Raw genomic sequence first — 18,951 nt, 5'->3', positions numbered from 1 at the left:
CCTTCTACAGGTTTTTTTACAATTAGGAATGGGAAGGTTCAGCAACTTTTACGAGCTGTTTCCCGAGGTTGGTCCCTTCAAACAGTCCAAAGAAAGCGTCCGGGACGTTTTCGAAACCTTCGATGATTGTTTCTTCATACGTCAGCCGGCCTTCCTGAAGTTTCTGGGACAAGTATTGGAAGCCTTCACTGAAACGATCCTGATAATCGCCTACAGTGAACCCTTTAATAAGGGCGCTTGATTTAATAAGGTGGGACTGCATGCGAGGTCCCTGAGCGTTCGGTGTATTGTATGTGGAAATTGCTCCACACTGGGAAATCCGCGCAAATTTATTCAGGCGTGGATAAACCGCATCGGAGATCTCACCACCGACGTTATCGAAATAAATATCAATGCCGTTCGGGCAGGCTTCATCAAGACGGGAAGGAACGTCATCCGTTTTATAGTTGATGACTTCATCGACACCCAGCTCATCTTTTAAATACGCAAGCTTTTCATCAGAGCCGGCGATACCAACGACGTGGCAGCCTTCAATTTTACCGATTTGAACGACAGCTGAGCCAACAGCCCCGGCCGCACCGGAAACGACCAGTGTCTCGCCTTGTTTCGGCTGACCAATGTCCATCAATCCGAAATACGCGGTTAATCCCGGCATACCAAGGATACCGAGGGATGTGGTTACAGGTCCCAGACTTGGGTCGATTTTTCTCAGGGTATTTGGATCAGCCGTTGTGAACTCCTGCCACGGAAGCATGCCGGTTACGATATCTCCCGACGCAAGGGCATCTGATTTTGATTCCACAACTTCAGCGACAACGCCGCCTTCCATCGGTTCATTTAATTGGAAAGGGGCTACGTAAGACTTTGCATCACTCATACGTCCACGCATGTAAGGATCTACAGATACGTAAAGAAGTTTCACAAGGACCTCTCCCTGCTTTGGTTCAGGTGTTTCTGTTTCAGCGATGTTGATATGCTCATGGGTAGGCGCGCCTACGGGTCTTTCTACCAGCTGGATTTCTCGATTACTCATTTAATCATCCTCCTTTGTTTCTATTTTATCGTAACGCTTTTTAAACCCTGCTGAAAAGTAATAGGGCCTGCGTAATGAACATTCATTCAATGGAAGGGGATACATGTATGATGCCTGCAGAAGAAGGTGCCATCAAACGAATCGAAGGTGAAAAGTATATCACCATTGAAGATACAGGGAGATTGTCTGCAGCGGACATCTGCTCATTGGCAGATGTTCTTGAACAGGATGCTTCCCCGGGGCAGATCATTACGCTTATGCTGGAAAATTGTCCTGAAGCAGAAGTGTACCTGCTGAACAACGGCTTTACCAGGCACAACACGACCGTTTTTTACCGGACCCCTTTAAAGTCTCTGCCTTCTGTTTCCTCTTCATACACATGGAAGACAGTCTCAGAGATAGGGGAACCTTTATTTAAGAAAGTCTGGGAGCAGTCGATGAACGATTCTCCAAACGGAAAGTCGACGCTGACGATGGATGATCATATGGAAAGCGTCAAACAGGAATTAGGAAAAGGATACGAATCCTCCTGTCTGACCGTTTTTGAGAAGAGGCGGCCGATTGGGATTGTTATGCCTCATATTGAACCAGGAACAGAGAATGAGGGGCGGGTGTTTTATTTCGGACTGGTGCCTGAAGAGCGTGGAAGGGGAAAGGGGACGGCGTTGTTTTTTGATACTCTCCGCAGGTTGAAGCATGACTTCGGTGCTTCCTCCCATGTAGGTTCGACAAATATCCGGAACAAAGCGATGCTGAGGCTGTTCGAAAAAGCGGGTGGTGTCCAAGAGAGAGTCACGACAGCTTTCAGGAAACAAAAGTGAATGGCCATCCGAGGATTGAAAAAATGCTGCCGGGAATATTCCCGGCAGCTGGTTGAGAGCCCTTTTACTTCTTCACTTCTGCTTCTTTCAACTGCTGATACTCTTCATCCGTGAAGGCGCGGGACCTCGTAAGAAATCTTTTCCCTTCGACTCCTTCGAGAGAAAACATGCCTCCCCGTCCGTCCACAACATCTATGATCAGCTGGGTATGCTTCCAGTAATCAAACTGCCGCTTATTCATATAGAAGGGGGTGTCCCCGATTTCCCCGAGCCGGACATCCTGACTGCCAATCATCAGATCGCCTTCTTCATAACACATCGGCGAGCTGCCGTCGCAGCATCCGCCTGATTGGTGAAAAAGGAGGGGGCCGTGCTTATTCTTCAGACGGTCGATGAGATCCAGGGCAGCATCGGTTGCTTTTACACGTTCCACCATCTTAAAGAGGTCTCCTTTCTTTTAGGAAGCTGAGGGGGATCAAAAGAACCCAAGCTTTTTCGGACTGTAGCTGACAAGCATATTTTTCGTCTGCTGATAGTGATCGAGCATCATTTTATGATTCTCACGGCCGACGCCGGACATTTTGTATCCACCGAAGGCTGCATGAGCAGGATAGGCATGGTAGCAGTTTGTCCACACACGTCCGGCTTCAATGCCGCGGCCGAAACGGTAGGCGGTATTCATATCCCGCGTCCATACACCAGCTCCGAGACCGTAAAGGGTATCATTGGCGATTTTCATAGCTTCGTCATGGTCTTTGAATGTGGTCACAGACAAGACGGGTCCGAAGATTTCCTCTTGGAAAATACGCATGCTGTTGTTCCCTTTAAAAACTGTAGGCTGGACATAATAGCCGTCCTTAAAGTCGCCGTCCAGCTGATTGCGTGCTCCACCGGTCAGGCACTCGGCACCTTCATCCTTACCGATTTCCAGATAGGACAGGATTTTTTCCAGCTGTTCAGAAGAAGCCTGGGCACCCATCATCACTTCAGGGTCCAATGGGTTTCCGGTTTTGATTTCTTTCACCCGCTTTATCGCACGCTCCATGAATTCATCATAGATGGACTCCTGGATAAGGGCACGGGATGGACACGTGCAGACTTCACCCTGGTTCAAGGCGAACATGACCATGCCTTCGATCGTTTTATCAAGGAAATCGTCATCTTCGCGCATGACATCTTCAAAGATTATGTTTGGTGATTTACCACCAAGTTCAAGCGTGACAGGAATGATATTTTGAGAAGCGTACTGCATAATCATACGGCCTGTCGTCGTTTCTCCAGTGAAGGCCACCTTGTTGATGCGGGGACTCTGCGCCAGAGGCTTACCAGCTTCCAGACCGAAGCCGTTCACGATATTCAAGACGCCTGCAGGAAGAAGGTCCTGCACCATTTCCATGAAATAAAGGATGGATGCGGGTGTCTGCTCGGCCGGCTTCAGAACGACCGTATTTCCTGCAGCCAGAGCAGGGGCGATTTTCCAAACACCCATTAAAAGCGGGAAGTTCCAAGGGATGATCTGACCGACAACGCCCAGTGGTTCTTTAAAATGGTAGGCGACCGTATCCTGATCGATTTCCCCGATGCTTCCTTCCTCTGATCGAATGACAGAAGCGAAATATCGGAAGTGGTCTACAGCAAGAGGGATGTCTGCATTCAAGGTTTCGCGTACGGCTTTTCCGTTTTCCCATGTTTCAGCGATGGCAAGCTTTTCAGCGTTTTCCTCCATCCGGTCTGCAATCCGGTTGAGAATCAGCGATCGTTCCGTGACGGATGTTGTGCCCCAGGAATCTTTTGCTTTATGAGCCGCATCCAAAGCCAGTTCAATATCCTCTTCTGTGGATCGTGCGACCTGACAGAAGGTTCTGCCGGTTACAGGAGTCACATTTTCAAAGTACTGCCCCTTAATGGGTGCTGTCCATTCCCCGCCAATGAAATTATCATAGCGCTCCTTAAACTGAACGTCCGACCCTTCTGTGTTTGGAAAAGCATAAACCATAGATCCATCCTCCTATTAAAATAATTTTGCAAGCGTTTACATTATCCTTCATTTTGAAACTACCATTAAGATGGAAAATTGTCAATTTACAGAAAACAAAACTGAAAAAAAGCGCTCGATGCTTTGGACATTCTTGTTATAATAAGAGTATCTAGTGAAAAAGGAGCTTATGTATGACGACCAACCGAGTACTGCTTGTCGATGGCATGGCACTATTATTCCGCGCTTTTTACGCCACGGCTATGAGTAATTATTATATGATCAACAGCAAAGGCACACCGACGAATGCTGTCTATGGGATGATGAAGCATTTATTCACCGCTTTGGACACCTATCAGCCTACCCACGTCATCTGCTGCTGGGATATGGGAAGTAAAACCTTCCGGAACGATTTATATCCGGATTATAAAGCGAATCGGGGGGAGCCGCCTGTTGAGCTGATTCCCCAATTTGAACTGGCTAAAGAAACCGTCGCCGCCTTGGATATCCCGAATGTTGGGCGGATCGGGTATGAAGCGGATGACTGTATGGGGACGCTCAGCCGGGTGTATAGTGAGGATTCCCAGGTTTTCCTGCTGACAGGAGATCAGGATCTCCTCCAGCTTTTGAAACCGAATGTGAATGTCGTCCTATTGAAGAAGGGATATGGAAACTATGCCGAGTATCATGAAGACAGCTTTTATGAGGAAAAAGGCATCACACCTTCTCAGATGATTGATTTGAAGGCCTTAATGGGGGATACGAGTGATAACTATCCAGGGGTGAAAGGGATTGGTGAAAAAACAGCCCTGAAACTTCTTCTGAAGTATGGAACTATTGAAGGCATCCTTGAAAATATCGAGGAACTGACGAAAGGGCAGCGCTCGAAAATAGAAGAGAACCTGGAGATGCTTCATTTATCAAGGAAGCTTGCTGCGATTCATTGTGAAGCAGAGGTTGACTGTTCTCTTGATGAGGCGCTGTTTTACATCGATGAGGAGAAAATGGGAGCTAAATTCGATGAGCTGGAATTTAAGAACTGGAAGAAAAACATTACCGGGATGTAAAAAGGAAAAGGCGGAAGCGGATGCTTTCTCCTCAGGCTGTAGAAGAATCCGGGTTATCCAGGCAGAGTTCTCCGCATGTCGTGTTGAGGGGACACGTTCCGCTTATCGGTGGATGCTTGCCGCGGGCACGGCCTCAGCTAAATTGGTCAAGAAAACCATTTGACCAATTGGATCTTCGGCTCGCGCTGTTCCCGCAGGCCTCACCACCGAACGCTCCTCGTGCCGACGTTAGAATATAGAGGAGAGAGTGTGTGCCCTGAGCAGATTCGCAGATTCAAAAGAACGACATGGGCTGCGCTGGTGCGCACTTGCGTGGAAAAGAAAAAGAACAGGCGCTGATGACGGCTGCCTGAATATAAAAAAGACTCTCCTCCATCCAGCAAAGGTGAGCTGGGAGAAGGAGAGTCTTTGTCGATGTTAAAGAACTCTCAAGGAGCGGTGCCCCTTTCGCTCCTGGCGGTAAGAAAGAAAAAAGCTCGTAAAGAAACAGGGGTTTCTCTACAAGCTGAGGAGGAAGCGGATGCTTTCTCCTTTTTTTATAGTAAATCTTTTTTTTGGGTTTCTCTGTAGTGGTTGGCTTCTTTGTAGTACATGGCGGCTTTTTTGTACATGCGTTTTTCGTAATAGAGGTTGCCGAGCATTTCACAATAATTTTTGTAATCCCCATACTCATTATTTTCTCTTGCAAAAGGAACAATTTTGTCTTCTAGTGTTTTCATGAAGTCATTGTCATGGGTAGTTTCCATTATAGTGTTTTTTAACACATAAAACTTGTATTGAAAAAATTGGGATTGGTGCTCTTCAGCTGCTGCCTCTCCTTCACGTAAGTACTCCCATGCTTCATCTAGTTTTCCGGCGTAGTAATGGATGGAAGCCAACAGATAAAACGTGCTGATTTGAAAGTGAATTTCGTCTGTTTCAATTTCTGCAGCTTTCTTTATATGATCTAATGCCTCTGAATACTTTTCTTGATTGGCATATATATAGCCTAGGTTATGAAAGATCCTTCTCTTTTCAAGAGGTTCTAAATGATATTTTGAAATTTTCAGGAGCTTAACGAAATATTCTTCTGCAATATCATAGATATCTAAAGCACGGTAATTCAAAGCAATGATCATATACGTATCGACAATTCTTTCATAGTCAAATTCTTTAATATAACCTTCTAGAGCAATTTGTGCGAAGTAATTGGATTCAACGGCTGCTCTCGTCTGTGAATAAGTAAGAGCAAGGTGGAAGAAGGTTTCACTGTCTTCATATGGAAGCTTTTGCAAAAGTTTTTTAGTTTGATGGAAGTGGTTTAAAGCTTTTTTCAATTGGTGGTTGTCCAACAGGTAATGGATGCCGATTGTTTTATGATAAAAAAACTGGTATTCCTTCGTTGAGTATGGAAGGATACGATTAATTTCGTCTACATCTGATGGAGCAAGGGGACCTTCGTTCATTTTTAATTTATGTCTTGCATGAATAATTGTAAAAAGATTTGTCAGTTCAGTATTTTGATTACTTTCCATAAACTGACGGCATTTTTCATAGTACTCTTCCATTAAGAGCGTATCTCTTCGTTGAATCACTCCATGCCATTCAAGAAGTTCATCGTGTATATTTTCGTCAAATTCTTCATTTATGTTAGTCAGCTTAATGTTTAAACGTTCTCCGAGCAGTCGGTATATCTCTTCGCTGGCATTAATTGTGTCGTGCTCTATCTTACTTAGGTAAGAAACTGAACAGATACCTGATGCAAGTGCTTCTAAAGTCATACTTTTATATTTCCGATGTTGTTTGATTAATGAGCCTTTCATAATTCACTACTCCTTTAACGCATCAGTTGTTAACATTATAGCAGAGAATTATATTTTTCAATACTTTTGTCCTATGAAGTGACTTTGTGCCTATGCCTATTGCTTATGTATAAAAAAACCAGGCGCGCGGCCTGGTTTTTTGCGATTATAATGTTTTTAATGCCTCTTCAATCTGCTGGTTACCGGAAATCATTTCAAATGTCTTGTGATAGCAGTTCTGTTCTTGAAGGCAGGCAATCATTGTTTTCGCAACATCTTCTCTGGAAATCGTTCCAGCGTCTACTTTTTCACCGACCTGGATTTTGCTCGTGCCGGATTCATTGGTCAGACCGCCGGGACGGACGATGGTATAGTCAAGCTCCGTGGATGCAAGATAATCATCCGCTTCGCCCTTCATTTTCATGTAATGCTTCAGTTCTTCAGGGCCGCGTTCCGGTTCACCTGCGGCCATACTGCTCAGCATAATGAATTTCTTAATGCCGAGGTTTTCGGTTGCTTTGACGAGGTTGATCGCGCCATCACGGTCGACAGCTTCTGTCTGGTCAGCACCGGTACTGGATCCTGAACCGGCTGCGAAAATAACCGCATCCATTCCTTTAACCGCATACCCTACATCACTCTTGGTTACATCGGCAAGGACTGGTGTTCCACCAAGCTTCTCGACCGCTGCTTTTTGTTCTTCTTTACGAATCAGGCCGTAAGGCTCATGGCCGTCAGCTTTTAAATATTCTACTAATAGACGTCCGGTATGTCCGTTTGCTCCTGCTACAAGTACTTTCATGTCGTATACAGCTCCTTCTAGAATGTCTTCTGCTAATTGTTTAGCCTTTTCTCATCTTTCTCAAACATTCGAATTGGAAGGGAAGCAGAGTTCCTGATAATTGCACCGTGAACAGATGGAAGGATTGCTCTGCATCGGAAACTGCTGAAGGGGGAGGGGCTCATTTTTATCCGGATCGGCCAGGTACAGCTTCATCTGCTCCATACTGATTTGATAGAGGTGCTGGACATTGATCAGATCCTGATCGTCCAACTGGTGCTCCACATGTGTTCCATCAAGGAGATATTCGTTTCGGATAATGATGTCGTCCAAAGATGGAATTTCGTACTTTTGAAGCAGGTACAGGGCGTAGAGAGAAAGCTGACTGCGGTCTTCTTCGGAGGACTTTCCGGTTTTCCAGTCTACGATGATCCATTTATTTCTTGTGACATCTTTGTAGACAAGGTCCATCACAACAAAAATCTTCACACCGTCCGCTTTCATGAAACGAAAGGTTTCCGAATCGATGAATTCCATTGATTCTTTATTCTGAACATCCTTGAATGTCCGGCTGTTAAAAAAGTGTTTCACTACATGCTTCAGCCTTCCTGTAATTTTCTCCACCTTGGCTGCCGGCAGGGTATTGGACTGGCTGTAGTATATTTCATGAAGCATGGTGTAGTGTTTCGGTCTGTTCATCCACAAATGTTCTTTTTTTGTGGATTCAACAAAACCACGGTTCAGATGGTGGCGGATGTCATCCAAAAGATGATTCTCGCCCGGCAGGGGCTCATCCCTGCGCACTTTTTGCAGGGTTTGATAAATCAAATCGTGGACAATGCTTCCGAACAGCATTTCCAGATTGGTGATCTTCTTTAAACGATACGCCTGTCGGGCCAGCGAATCAGCCTGACGCAGCCATCCATTATGGGAAACATAGTAATCATAGGCGTATTTCCTGGAACAGGTCAGCATGGTCTTATGCCGCGAAAGAGACCAGGACAACTCGGGATATGGTTTGATTTCAAACATAGAAAAACATCCTTTTTTCACACATTCAGCTATATGGATTCATAAGGTTCATGATTCACGTATTGATAGGTTTCCAACGACACTTTATTATGAAGCACCAAAATGCCTTCATCCTCTAAAAGATTCCGCTGGACAGCCGCTTTTTCTTCATCCTGAAAAGCGATCCGCCCCTGGGCATTCACTACACGGTGCCATGGGAGGTGGTAGGTGGAGCTCATACTGTGAAGGATACGGGAAACCTGTCGGGCTGCGCGTGGGTTACCGGCCGTACGAGCTACCTGTCCATAGGTCATAATGTGTCCTACGGGGATCTGCTTAATGATGGTTATGGTCCTTTCGGTGAACGGTTTCATCTTCACGTCTCCTTTGCCTTTATTCTACAGGATAGAAAAGGGGACTGGATAGCTTTGGACCTTTTGTTTTTGTTACAATTTATGAACAGAGAAGAAAGAGGAGGTCCATGATGGGACAAATACCAAGAGTCTTGAGTATCGCTGGTTCGGCCTCACAGGGAAGTGCAGGCATTCAGGCGGACTTGAAGACATTTCAAGAATTTGATGTTTACGGAATGAGCGCTGTAACAGCTCTTGTTGCAAATAATAGAAAAACAGAGCAGGGGATTTTTACACAGCCGCTTGTGTCTATCGAAGCTCAAATATACGCATCACTTGAGCATGTAGGCGTGGATGCATTAAAAACAGGGATGCTGTTTACGGAAGAAATCATTAAGCGGACGGCTGAAATCATTGAGGAGTCCCAGGTGGAGAATGTAGTGGTGGACCCTGTGATGGTCGGGAAAATGGGTTCACAGCTGCTGAAGGATGAGGCTGTTGAGACACTTATGAACGAACTGCTGCCATTAGCGAAAATCATCACGCCCAATCTTCAGGAAGCGGCCCATATGCTTGGTGTTCCGGTTCCGGAAACCCCGGAAGATATGAAGGCAGCGGCGCGTGATCTGTATCACCTTGGTCCAGAGTATGTATTGATTAAAGGGGGAGCGTTGAAGGATTATCCAGCCGTTGACATGCTCTATGATGGAAGCGGAATGATGGAACTGGAATCGGAACGTGTCCAGACAATCCATACAAGTGGAGCGGGTTGTACGTATTCTGCAGCCATCACCGCTGAACTGGCTAAAGGGAACAGTGTGGAGGACTCTGTCCGGCGGGCTAAGTCTTTCGTTACGACAGCCATTCAGCATGCGTTATCCTTTGACCGCGGCATCGGTTCCACTTATCATGCTGCCCACCGGCTTAAAGGATAAGCCCGGACCTGATGGAGTGCGGAATGATAAAAGGCTTGTCCCCAAGCAGGGGACAAGCCTTTTTGTTTAACCGTGAATACGGTCGTATTTATCAATCTGCTTTTTCTGAACAGCATCCCAGCGGTTTTCCGGGTGCTCTTTACATTCAGCTGTGCAGGCTGCGTGATGCTCTTCTTCACAAGCTTCGCAGCAGACATACTGGCGGTTGCAGACGGGATTGCTGCAGTTGATCATGCGGTCTTCCGCTTTTCCACAGTGCTCACATTCAGCGATGACCTTTTCTTCTACGTGGTTGACGGGAATAGAGATACGCTCATCAAAGACGTACATCTTTCCATCAAACAACTCACCTTTCACTTCCGGGTCCTTGCTGTACGTGGTGATTCCACCTTCAAGCTGGTACACATCCTCAACACCGTTTTTCTTAAGAATACCGGTCAACTTTTCACAGCGGATGCCTCCCGTGCAGTAAGTCAGGACTTTCTTGCCCTTCCACTGGTCTGCATTTTCAGCAATCCATTCAGGGAATTCGCGGGAGTGGTTGACGTCCGGCTGAATAGCGTTACGGAAATGGCCGATCCGGTATTCATATTCGTTTCTGCCGTCAATGACGATCGTATCTTCATCTTTCAACATTTCGTTGAATTCCTTCGGCTTCAGGTGCTTACCTCCGAAGGTTTTAGGATCGATATCATCTTCTTCGAGGCTCCAGTTGACAAGTTCGGGCTTCACACGGCAGTGCATTTTCTTAAATGCGTGGCCTTCATGCTCATCCATTTTGAAGTGGATGTCTGCGAAGCGCTCATCGGAGCGGACGTAGTTCATATATTCCTCGACCTGTTCTACTGTACCTGAGACGGTTCCATTGATTCCTTCATGAGAAACAATGATTCGTCCTTTCAGCCCGAGATCCTTACAGAATTTCAGGTGGTTTTGGCAATACTCTTCGTAATCAGGAAGGTCAACATACTTATAATACAGCAGAACTCGATAATCTTTTGAGCTCATAAGTGATTCCTCCTATTGTTCTATCTATATCAGTTTGGGTTAATTAAAATTTTTCCATTCTCCATCATATTCGATTCTGCGGTAAAATTCAAATGTCAGTTTTTTGAACGTTTGGAACTTCCGTCTTTCTTGTATAAAGCGCCAGTGTCAGAATGGACAGAGCCATAAGAACAATCAATATGCCGAATGGAAGGGAGAAGTCAGACACCGTGTACGGCTGCTGCCTGAAATCCAGGAGAATCCCCGCAAGGACAGACCCGGACGCACTGCCGATAAACTGGATCTGTTGTTTAAGCCCGATTCCGGCCCCGATCTGTTCATTGGGCAGGATATGGGATACCTCGTTTGTTGAGCTAGACGACAAGCTGGAGAATCCAAAGCTTGTAAACATATACCCGGCCATAATGAGATAGGGGCTGAGCCCGGAGAACATGTAAAAGATAAAGGCGGCGATCATTAATAACACCTGTGACAATAATAGGATTCTGATGTTTCCGTAGCTGTCAATGAGACGGCCGATATACACCGCAGCCACAGCTGAAAGCATGGCTCCCGGGAAAATAATCAGGCCGATGGCTGCCGCTCCTTTTCCATACACCTGTTCAAGCATAATCGGCATCAGGAATAGAACAGCAAAGTGAAGCGTGAAACCGAGAAAACTCATATATAAGATTTTCCGGTACTGAGCATTCTTTAAAATCTCAGGTTGAATGAACGGTACATCTGTATGATTGATTCTTCTCCATAATAACAGGGCGGCCAGAATGCCCCCTGCTAAATACCACGGCGTAAAGGTGGAAAAGTATAAAAGGAAAAAGGTAGCCGTACCTCCAGACCATACAGCGCCCCACACATCAAAGCTTCCACGTTTCGTTGTTTCAGCCGGCATGACCCTGTAAAGGAGAGGAACGATGAATAGAACCATAACGGTGACAACAAATAAGAAATTCCAATCGACGTAGTCCGTAATAAACCCGCCGGCAACAGGCCCGAGACCAAAACCGAGGGAAGAGGAGGAAGCGATTAATGCATAAGCACTTCCCCGGCGTGCCGGCGGAATATACCTTCCGGCGAATACCATGGACAAGCCTGGGATAGCAGCGGCCCCTGACGCCTGTAAAAGACGGGCGGTCAGCAGCCATAGGTAGGAATCTGCAAAGAATCCCAGAATGGAAGATAAACTGAAAATGGTGATCCCGATCGTCAACAGATGACGGATAGGGATATAATCCGTTAGCCGCGTGTAGGTGATCGTAAAGACAGCCAGGACAATGGAATAACCGGAAACAATCCAGGCTCCTTCGGAAGGTTCGAGTGAAAACTCCCGCAGAATGCTCGGGAGTGCTATGTTAAACATCGTTGTATTCATGACAACAATGAGAACAGCAGCACTTAATATAAACACGGTTTTAAAATATTTCATAGATGGTTCTGGTGATGGTGACAACCTCATCACTCCCTTCCTTTTGGTTCTGTAATGCCGGGCCATAAGAAAAGCTTCCGATTCCCCAACGGGAAACGAAAGCTGCGCCTGTTAGATAACCTTGGCACCAAGCACGGTTTCAAAATGGGCCAGTGCCCATGCATGACCACTTTCATTGAAGCTGGCGGTCCCTTCCTTATAAATCGTAAGGGAATATCCGAGATTGTAAGCGTCCACTGCTGTATGAAGCACACAGATGTCTGTACATACCCCTGTAAGATGAAGGTCAGTAACGCCCCGTTCGCGTAATTTCAGATCGAGGTTGGTTCCGGCGAAAGCACTGTAACGGGTCTTATCGATGTATAGGACCGAAGAGCGGTCGGCATAGGTGGAATAGACCTCCCCGGTTTTCCCATACAGATGTCTGCCCTCTGATCCTCTTATATTGTGAGGGGGGAACAGCTTCGTTTCCGGATGATAAGGATCGTCTTGCTCATGAACATCGACCCCGTAAACAAGCATCTGCCCCTGCTCAACAAAATCCCTGCTCAACTTGGTAAGGAATGGGTCGAGCGCCTGAGCTGCTTTTCCACAGGTCAACGCCCCCTCATCCGCCACAAAATCGTTCGTGTAATCAATGACTAGTAGTGCACGGTTCATCGAATCCCTCCCGGAATGTCTTTACACCTATATTAACAGATAAAATCTGTTAGTGGCTGGATGCGTGATTGAAAACGGGTTTACGTTTGTGAAGGACCAAAAACAGCATGCCACCGGAAAGAAGAAGCAATCCACTGGTCACGAAAAAGACCATCGAAAATCCATATGCACCTGCAACCATACCGCCCATGGCGGGGCCGATGATGTTTCCTAGGAAACGGAGACTGGTGTTGTAGCCAAGGACTTCTCCCTGCATAGCTACAGGGGCTTGCTGTCTAATGTAAGCAGTTCGAACAGGAATAATGCCTCCGATGGAAACACCGAGAAGGAACCTTAATAGAACAAGCTCCCATATGTTCGTAACGAAAGCGGCCGGCAGGTATACGACACCTGCCATAACCAGAAGGAAGATGAGAATCTTTATATAACCGATCCGGTCTGCGATTTTTCCCCATTTTCTAGCCATCATTAAATTACCCAGTCCGGCAGCGGAAAATGCAATTCCGGAAAACAAGGCGAGGTTTTCCGGGCCGTGGAGTTCCCCGACAAACAAGGAAAGGATCGGTTGAATACTGAAGTGGGCAATCTGGACAAATAAGGACACCACCATAACCATTAGTAATAGTGGGTGGTGAACAATATGGCTGAGCACTTCTCTCGTGTTATAGCTGGTTTTCTCATCGGCGCTTTCCTTTTTCACTTTCTGCTCACGTACCCCGAAATAGACGATGATGGCTGAAAGGGCTACGGTAAAGGAAACGTATTGGAATGTAGCGGCGTAACCAATGGCATCGGCAATCCATCCCCCGAGCAGCGGTCCGAGGAGGCTGCCGGTAATACTCCCGGTCTGAAGCGTTCCCAGTACACGTCCGGCTGTCTCCTTAGGTGTCTGCGTAGAGATAAGGGCCTGGGACATGGGAATAAACCCGGTGAATACGCCCATAAATAAACGCAGGAAAAAGAGCTGCCAAACGGATGTGGCATGCCCCATAAAGAAGACCGATAAGGCTAGTCCGAGCGCAGACATGACGAGAATTTTCTTCCGTCCATATCGGTCTCCAACCTTCCCCCATATCGGTGAAAATATAAAAGCAGTGACAAATGTGACGCCGAATACCCATCCGGACCATGTCTGAACGTAGGCATCTGAGAAATTTCCGAATGTTTCAATGTACAACGACAAAAAAGGAAGAACCATCGTGATGCTTCCTGCAATAAAGAAATTTGCAAACCACATCACCCACACATTTTTCCGGGCTTCTGCTGTGCTGGTCTGCATGCTTATCCCTTCTTCCTATTTATTTCGACACCCTAAATATATACCATAACAGATAGGGATGAAAAAACAATCTGCTCATATAATAACGATGTTTTGGGCTTTTTTCGTTTTTCTTCATGAAGGAAAGAAAGTCCATTTATAAATGATTAATGTTAACGGTTGCATAACTTGTATATACAAATTATAATAAAGTCATATCATGTATATACAAGTTTATTTTGATGGTTGTTGAAAGCGTTTAAGAATAGCGCTTGGATACCCGTAGATGAACCTCGTTGTTTGGGAAGAAAAAATAACATCTGGAGGTAAGGATATGAATCACAAAAAACAGGCCGAAGAAATTTTAGAAGCCATTGGTGGAAAGGAAAACCTGTCGGCTGCCACGCACTGTGTCACTCGGCTGCGGCTGGCCCTGCATGATGAGGGGATTGTCGATCAGGAGAAACTGAATCAGATTGAAGCCGTCAAAGGTTCTTTTTCTACGAATGGCCAGTTCCAGGTTGTCGTAGGCCAGGGAACAGTTGATAAAGTGTATAAGGAATTTGTAGCACTGGCCGGTATTGGTGAGTCTACAAAAGAAGAAGTGAAACAAGCGTCAAGTGAAAAAATGAATCCGCTCCAACGAGCCATAAAAACATTGGCTGATATTTTCATTCCGATTCTGCCGGCCATCGTAACCGCTGGTCTGCTTTTGGGTATCAACAATCTGCTTACAGCACCCGATATTTTCTTTGATAATCAGTCTTTGATTGATGTGTATCCTCAGTGGTCTGATATTGCGAACATGATTATTATTATCGCCAATACGGCATTCGTGTTCCTGCCTGGATTGATCGGGTGGTCCGCTGTCAAGAAATTTGGAGGCAGTCCGATTTTAGGGATTGTTATTGGACTCGTTCTCGTTCACCCGGACTTATTGAATGCTTGGTCCTATGGGGAAGCTGTTTCCGAAGGGTCCGTTCCTACGTGGAATTTATTTGGTATGACGGTCGAGAAAATCGGCTATCAGGGTCAGGTGCTTCCAGTCCTGGCTGCAGCTTATCTGCTTACGAAGATTGAATTGTTCCTGCGCAAGCGGATTCCGGACAGCATACAACTGCTTTTCGTTGGGCCGATTGCTTTACTTGTCACAGGCTTTTTAACCTTCATTATCATTGGGCCGATTACATTTGCGATTGGAAACGGGATTACAGATGGACTTGTAGCTGTATTTGATACGTTCTCCTGGCTTGGCGGGCTGATTTACGGCGGCTTGTACGGCGTGCTCGTCATAACAGGGATGCACCATACGTTCCTGGCTGTAGATATCCAGCTTGTCGGTTCTACAGGCACGACATTCCTATGGCCGATGCTTGCCTTGTCTAACATTGCCCAGGGATCAGCGGCGTTTGCGATCTGGCTTGCATCGAAGGATGAAAAACTGAAGGGGCTTGGTGTATCGTCAGGAGTTTCAGCATGGCTTGGGGTTACAGAGCCTGCCTTATTCGGTGTGAACCTGCGCTTCAAATATCCATTCATTATAGCGGTCAGTTCATCCGCCATTGCCGGACTGTATATCTCAGCTCAAGGGGTGCTGGCTAATTCGATTGGAGTCGGCGGTGTGCCGGGGATTTTCTCCATCGTCAGCGATTATTGGCTGGATTTCATGATAGGGATGGCTATCGTCATCGTGCTCCCTCTAGTAGGAACGTATCTCTATGCAAAACGTAAAAAAGACGTATAAAACTATGAAATGGTGGTGAGGTCATGAATGAACAGCCCTGGTGGAAAAAAGCGGTTGTCTATCAGATCTATCCGAAAAGCTTTAACGATACAACGGGCAATGGAGTCGGAGATATCCAGGGGATCATTGAGAAACTGGATTATCTGAATGAACTTGGAGTGGATGTTCTCTGGCTGACTCCGATGTATAAATCCCCTCAGAATGATAATGGGTATGACATCAGTGATTATTACGATATTCATGATGAATACGGAACAATGGAAGACTTTGAACGACTGCTTGATGAAACGCACAAACGCGACATGAAGCTGATCATGGATATTGTTGTGAACCATACGTCGACCGAACATCAATGGTTTCAGGAAGCTCTTCAGTCCAAGGAAAGTCCGTACAGGGATTATTACATTTGGAAGGACCCTGTAAACGGTGGTGCGCCTTCCAATTGGAAATCCAAGTTTGGGGGGAGTGCCTGGGCCTATGATGAAACGTCCGGTCAATATTACCTTCACCTTTTCGATATTACTCAGGCAGATCTGAATTGGGAAAATGAACAGGTGCGCGGGGATATTTATGAAATGATGCGGTTCTGGGGAGAGAAAGGTGTCGACGGTTTCCGCCTGGATGTCATTAACTTGATATCCAAGGACCAGGAATTTCCTGATGATGATGGCTCTAAAGCTCCGGGGGACGGCCGTAAATTTTACACGGATGGTCCAAGGGTCCATGAATTCATGCAGGAAATGAACCGGGAAGTTTTCCAGCCTTATGATTTGATGACGGTTGGGGAAATGTCATCAACTACGATTGACCACTGCATCAAATATACGGCTCCTGAACGCAAGGAGCTCAGCATGACCTTTAACTTCCATCATTTGAAGGTGGACTATCCGGGTGGAGACAAATGGACCGTAGCCGACTTTGATTTTCATGATTTGAAAGCCATCTTATCGAAATGGCAGAAGGAAATGAATGAAGGCGGCGGGTGGAACGCTCTATTCTGGTGCAACCACGACCAGCCGCGCGTCCTCTCAAGATTTGGAGATGACGTGAACTATCCGGAGGAATCCGGGAAAATGCTTGCGACTGTCATTCATATGATGCAGGGCACGCCTTATATTTATCAGGGAGAAGAGTTTGGAATGACCAATCCTAAATTCAACCATATCGATCAATACAGGGATGTGGAATCCCTGAACATGTATGAAGAATTTAAAGGAAAAGGGTTCGATGAAGATCAGATCCTTGCTGTTCTAAAGCAGAAATCGAGAGATAATTCACGGACACCTGTCCAGTGGAATGATAACTCGAATGCCGGGTTTACAGATGGAACGCCGTGGATTGAGCCTGCAGATAACTACAAAACCATCAATGCTGAAAAGGTCATGAATAAGGAAAACTCCATTTTTCATCATTACCGCAGGCTGATTCAGTTGAGGAAGTCCCACGATATCATTACGTTCGGGAATTACCAGCTTCTTACGCCGGAACATCCACAGGTGTTCGCTTATCTTCGGGAGTGGAATGGAGAAAAGCTGCTGGTTATCAATAACTTTTACGGAGAAGCTGCGACGTTCCAGCTGCCATCATCCATAGACAGTCAGGAAGAGATGGACGTGTTGATCAGCAACTATGAGGACGAACCATCAATCAGAAAAGAAATCTCTCTCCGCCCTTATGAATCTGTGGTTTATCATCTCCCAGGCAGGTAAAATGGAAGAGGGGGATAAACCTTGAAGAACAAATACGTAGTCATCTTTAATCAACTCGTGAAAAAGATACAGCAGGGGGTCTTTTCTGCCGGTGAGACACTTCCATCTGAACATGAGCTGACTGCTCAGTTTGATACATCCCGGGAAACGATCAGAAAAGCGCTGAATTTGCTTGCTCAAAATGGATATATCCAAAAAGTGCGTGGGAAGGGATCGGTCGTTCTGGAAAGGAACAAATTCAAATTTCCTGTTTCGGGTCTGACCAGCTTTAAAGAGCTGGCTGACCAGATGGGACAGGAAGTGAAAACTTCGGTGCATGAATTGGCGATCGTCACACAGGCCTCCCACATCCGAAGGCAGCTGGGATGTCCGGAAGATGCGAAACTTTGGAAGCTGATCCGCTCAAGAGAAATTGATGGAGAACGGATCATTCTTGATAAAGACTATATCCGTGAAGATTTGATCCCGGATATTACGAAGGAAACAGCGGAGCAGTCTCTCTATCACTATATAGAAGAAGAGCTGGGACTTGAAATCAGTTTTGCCAAAAAGGAAATCGTCGTCGAAGATATCACGGAAGAAGACAGGGAACTGCTGGACTTGAATGGTCATCAGCAGGTGGTCGTTATTCGAAGTTATGTCTACCTTGCCGATACGACAGCCTTTCAATTTACAGAATCCAGACACCGTCCTGACAAGTTTCAATTTGTAGACTTCGCCAGGCGCACGAAAGCTTGAACAAAGGAGGGCCGTAATGGTTCTCCTTTGTTTTTTATAGTGAAAAAGGTAAAATAGGTGTAGCTAAAGAAATGAAAGAGGTGGAAAGATGTTCGTCATTGGTGCTACAAAAAAACTGCAGAATGAATTGAAATCCCCTGTTCGTGATTTGAATGATTATCAGGATGTCCCCGATTTATATAAATGGCATGCAAATATGATTACGGTGAAGGGTAGCAAGTGCCTGATGCTTATGAACAATGAAACGGGTATAAATTTGACGCTCTTCGGTTTGCAGAAAGAACAATTTGAGCATCTGGATAATGTGATTAAAGGCTCCCTTCAGCAGCTGTTTCAACTGCTGGATGTTGATAAGAAGGCAGCCTACTATATCCTTGATGCCACTGATGAAATCGTTTATACCAAAACGGATAACCGCAGTGTCATGGGCATGATGAATGAAACAAAAGCAAGAATCGATCATACCGTGCGTGACCTGTCTTACGAGGAAATCGACGCCGTAGCGTTGAATAAGGATAACAATATATTCCCGATGAGCCCTCTGAAGCACCTGGATCCCGTCACCACTTTAAACAAATACTTTGAAGAGTAAATGCACACGGTATTCGTGTGCATTTTTTTATAAATAAGCCGGTGCCTCATTGGAAATTCCCT

The 18,951-nt window shown here is 45.9% G+C and carries 18 protein-coding genes; 7 read left to right on the top strand and 11 right to left on the bottom strand.

Annotated features, from left to right (window positions below; translation table 11 throughout):
* Nucleotides 1–22 precede the first annotated feature (22 nt).
* Nucleotides 23–1,033 carry an NADP-dependent oxidoreductase gene (locus ACXAGL_RS05740; RefSeq protein ID WP_474969888.1) on the bottom strand — a complete coding sequence of 337 codons (1,011 nt, stop codon included), beginning with the start codon at nucleotides 1,031–1,033 and terminating at the stop codon, nucleotides 23–25.
* A gap of 107 nt (nucleotides 1,034–1,140) precedes the next feature.
* On the opposite strand from ACXAGL_RS05740, the gene ACXAGL_RS05735 reads away from it, so the two are divergent.
* Nucleotides 1,141–1,854, top strand: a complete 714-nt coding sequence (locus ACXAGL_RS05735) for a GNAT family N-acetyltransferase (protein ID WP_474969887.1) — start codon at nucleotides 1,141–1,143, stop codon at nucleotides 1,852–1,854.
* Nucleotides 1,855–1,918: 64 nt separating this feature from the next.
* Here the strand turns inward: ACXAGL_RS05735 and ACXAGL_RS05730 are convergent, their stop codons facing one another.
* Both ACXAGL_RS05730 and adh read right to left on the bottom strand, forming a co-directional pair.
* On the bottom strand, nucleotides 1,919–2,290 hold the full coding sequence (locus tag ACXAGL_RS05730; protein ID WP_281658864.1) for a DUF779 domain-containing protein: 372 nt from the start codon (nucleotides 2,288–2,290) through the stop codon (nucleotides 1,919–1,921).
* A 39-nt stretch (nucleotides 2,291–2,329) separates the two neighbouring features.
* Entirely contained in the window at nucleotides 2,330–3,850 is a 1,521-nt protein-coding gene (gene adh / locus ACXAGL_RS05725; RefSeq protein WP_474969886.1) for an aldehyde dehydrogenase, read from the bottom strand.
* 173 nt (nucleotides 3,851–4,023) lie between these two features.
* Here adh and ACXAGL_RS05720 point away from each other — a divergent pair, with 173 nt between their 5' ends.
* Nucleotides 4,024–4,896, top strand: a complete 873-nt coding sequence (locus ACXAGL_RS05720) for a 5'-3' exonuclease (RefSeq protein WP_474990305.1) — start codon at nucleotides 4,024–4,026, stop codon at nucleotides 4,894–4,896.
* A 536-nt stretch (nucleotides 4,897–5,432) separates the two neighbouring features.
* Here ACXAGL_RS05720 and ACXAGL_RS05715 read toward each other — a convergent pair.
* The 4 genes from ACXAGL_RS05715 to ACXAGL_RS05700 all read right to left on the bottom strand — a co-directional run bounded on the left by ACXAGL_RS05715 (nucleotide 5,433) and on the right by ACXAGL_RS05700 (nucleotide 8,843).
* Nucleotides 5,433–6,698, bottom strand: coding sequence for a transcriptional regulator (locus ACXAGL_RS05715; protein ID WP_474990303.1), 1,266 nt, complete (start codon nucleotides 6,696–6,698; stop codon nucleotides 5,433–5,435).
* 145 nt (nucleotides 6,699–6,843) lie between these two features.
* Nucleotides 6,844–7,479 (bottom strand): SDR family oxidoreductase, encoded by a 636-nt coding sequence (locus tag ACXAGL_RS05710; RefSeq protein ID WP_474969883.1) that lies wholly within the window; start codon nucleotides 7,477–7,479, stop codon nucleotides 6,844–6,846.
* Between the two features lie 60 nt (nucleotides 7,480–7,539).
* On the bottom strand, nucleotides 7,540–8,490 hold the full coding sequence (locus ACXAGL_RS05705; protein ID WP_474969882.1) for a PD-(D/E)XK nuclease family protein: 951 nt from the start codon (nucleotides 8,488–8,490) through the stop codon (nucleotides 7,540–7,542).
* A 29-nt stretch (nucleotides 8,491–8,519) separates the two neighbouring features.
* On the bottom strand, nucleotides 8,520–8,843 hold the full coding sequence (locus ACXAGL_RS05700) for an MGMT family protein (protein WP_474990301.1): 324 nt from the start codon (nucleotides 8,841–8,843) through the stop codon (nucleotides 8,520–8,522).
* Between the two features lie 110 nt (nucleotides 8,844–8,953).
* On the opposite strand from ACXAGL_RS05700, the gene thiD reads away from it, so the two are divergent.
* Nucleotides 8,954–9,757: a bifunctional hydroxymethylpyrimidine kinase/phosphomethylpyrimidine kinase gene (thiD, locus tag ACXAGL_RS05695; protein ID WP_027956670.1), complete on the top strand. Its 804-nt coding sequence runs from the start codon at nucleotides 8,954–8,956 to the stop codon at nucleotides 9,755–9,757.
* Nucleotides 9,758–9,823: 66 nt separating this feature from the next.
* Here the strand turns inward: thiD and trhO are convergent, their stop codons facing one another.
* From trhO to ACXAGL_RS05675, 4 genes are all read right to left on the bottom strand, one after another.
* Nucleotides 9,824–10,765: an oxygen-dependent tRNA uridine(34) hydroxylase TrhO gene (gene trhO, locus ACXAGL_RS05690; protein WP_474969880.1), complete on the bottom strand. Its 942-nt coding sequence runs from the start codon at nucleotides 10,763–10,765 to the stop codon at nucleotides 9,824–9,826.
* 88 nt (nucleotides 10,766–10,853) lie between these two features.
* Nucleotides 10,854–12,218, bottom strand: a complete 1,365-nt coding sequence (locus ACXAGL_RS05685) for an MFS transporter (protein WP_474990299.1) — start codon at nucleotides 12,216–12,218, stop codon at nucleotides 10,854–10,856.
* 81 nt (nucleotides 12,219–12,299) lie between these two features.
* Nucleotides 12,300–12,848, bottom strand: a complete 549-nt coding sequence (locus ACXAGL_RS05680; protein WP_474969878.1) for a cysteine hydrolase family protein — start codon at nucleotides 12,846–12,848, stop codon at nucleotides 12,300–12,302.
* Between the two features lie 49 nt (nucleotides 12,849–12,897).
* A complete protein-coding gene (locus tag ACXAGL_RS05675) occupies nucleotides 12,898–14,127 on the bottom strand; it encodes an MFS transporter (RefSeq protein ID WP_474970800.1) in 1,230 nt (409 codons plus the stop codon).
* A gap of 313 nt (nucleotides 14,128–14,440) precedes the next feature.
* Between ACXAGL_RS05675 and treP the strand changes: the two genes are divergently transcribed.
* The 4 genes from treP to ACXAGL_RS05655 all read left to right on the top strand — a co-directional run bounded on the left by treP (nucleotide 14,441) and on the right by ACXAGL_RS05655 (nucleotide 18,889).
* Complete coding sequence (gene treP, locus ACXAGL_RS05670; protein WP_474969876.1) at nucleotides 14,441–15,850, top strand: PTS system trehalose-specific EIIBC component; 1,410 nt, start codon at nucleotides 14,441–14,443, stop codon at nucleotides 15,848–15,850.
* A gap of 23 nt (nucleotides 15,851–15,873) precedes the next feature.
* Nucleotides 15,874–17,559 (top strand): alpha,alpha-phosphotrehalase, encoded by a 1,686-nt coding sequence (treC, locus tag ACXAGL_RS05665; RefSeq protein ID WP_474990297.1) that lies wholly within the window; start codon nucleotides 15,874–15,876, stop codon nucleotides 17,557–17,559.
* Nucleotides 17,560–17,580: 21 nt separating this feature from the next.
* Nucleotides 17,581–18,297 carry a trehalose operon repressor gene (gene treR / locus ACXAGL_RS05660; protein WP_474990295.1) on the top strand — a complete coding sequence of 239 codons (717 nt, stop codon included), beginning with the start codon at nucleotides 17,581–17,583 and terminating at the stop codon, nucleotides 18,295–18,297.
* A gap of 88 nt (nucleotides 18,298–18,385) precedes the next feature.
* A complete protein-coding gene (locus ACXAGL_RS05655) occupies nucleotides 18,386–18,889 on the top strand; it encodes a DUF6933 domain-containing protein (RefSeq protein ID WP_474990293.1) in 504 nt (167 codons plus the stop codon).
* Nucleotides 18,890–18,951: the final 62 nt, after the last annotated feature.

Source organism: Halobacillus sp. ABA4_118, assembly GCF_056160205.1.
This window is presented reverse-complemented; position numbering and strand designations above follow the sequence as displayed.

Bases quoted from the DNA above. Each gene is read 5' to 3' on its own strand.
- trhO (WP_474969880.1), bottom strand. From the start codon at position 10,765: ATGAGCTCAAAAGATTATCGAGTTCTGCTGTATTATAAGTATGTTGAC.
- ACXAGL_RS05685 (WP_474990299.1), bottom strand. From the start codon at position 12,218: ATGAGGTTGTCACCATCACCAGAACCATCTATGAAATATTTTAAAACC.
- ACXAGL_RS05680 (WP_474969878.1), bottom strand. From the start codon at position 12,848: ATGAACCGTGCACTACTAGTCATTGATTACACGAACGATTTTGTGGCG.
- ACXAGL_RS05730 (WP_281658864.1), bottom strand. From the start codon at position 2,290: ATGGTGGAACGTGTAAAAGCAACCGATGCTGCCCTGGATCTCATCGAC.
- ACXAGL_RS05710 (WP_474969883.1), bottom strand. From the start codon at position 7,479: ATGAAAGTACTTGTAGCAGGAGCAAACGGACATACCGGACGTCTATTA.
- treC (WP_474990297.1), top strand. From the start codon at position 15,874: ATGAATGAACAGCCCTGGTGGAAAAAAGCGGTTGTCTATCAGATCTAT.
- ACXAGL_RS05700 (WP_474990301.1), bottom strand. From the start codon at position 8,843: ATGAAACCGTTCACCGAAAGGACCATAACCATCATTAAGCAGATCCCC.
- ACXAGL_RS05675 (WP_474970800.1), bottom strand. From the start codon at position 14,127: ATGCAGACCAGCACAGCAGAAGCCCGGAAAAATGTGTGGGTGATGTGG.
- ACXAGL_RS05735 (WP_474969887.1), top strand. From the start codon at position 1,141: ATGATGCCTGCAGAAGAAGGTGCCATCAAACGAATCGAAGGTGAAAAG.
- ACXAGL_RS05720 (WP_474990305.1), top strand. From the start codon at position 4,024: ATGACGACCAACCGAGTACTGCTTGTCGATGGCATGGCACTATTATTC.
- adh (WP_474969886.1), bottom strand. From the start codon at position 3,850: ATGGTTTATGCTTTTCCAAACACAGAAGGGTCGGACGTTCAGTTTAAG.
- ACXAGL_RS05655 (WP_474990293.1), top strand. From the start codon at position 18,386: ATGTTCGTCATTGGTGCTACAAAAAAACTGCAGAATGAATTGAAATCC.
- ACXAGL_RS05705 (WP_474969882.1), bottom strand. From the start codon at position 8,490: ATGTTTGAAATCAAACCATATCCCGAGTTGTCCTGGTCTCTTTCGCGG.
- ACXAGL_RS05740 (WP_474969888.1), bottom strand. From the start codon at position 1,033: ATGAGTAATCGAGAAATCCAGCTGGTAGAAAGACCCGTAGGCGCGCCT.
- thiD (WP_027956670.1), top strand. From the start codon at position 8,954: ATGGGACAAATACCAAGAGTCTTGAGTATCGCTGGTTCGGCCTCACAG.
- treP (WP_474969876.1), top strand. From the start codon at position 14,441: ATGAATCACAAAAAACAGGCCGAAGAAATTTTAGAAGCCATTGGTGGA.
- ACXAGL_RS05715 (WP_474990303.1), bottom strand. From the start codon at position 6,698: ATGAAAGGCTCATTAATCAAACAACATCGGAAATATAAAAGTATGACT.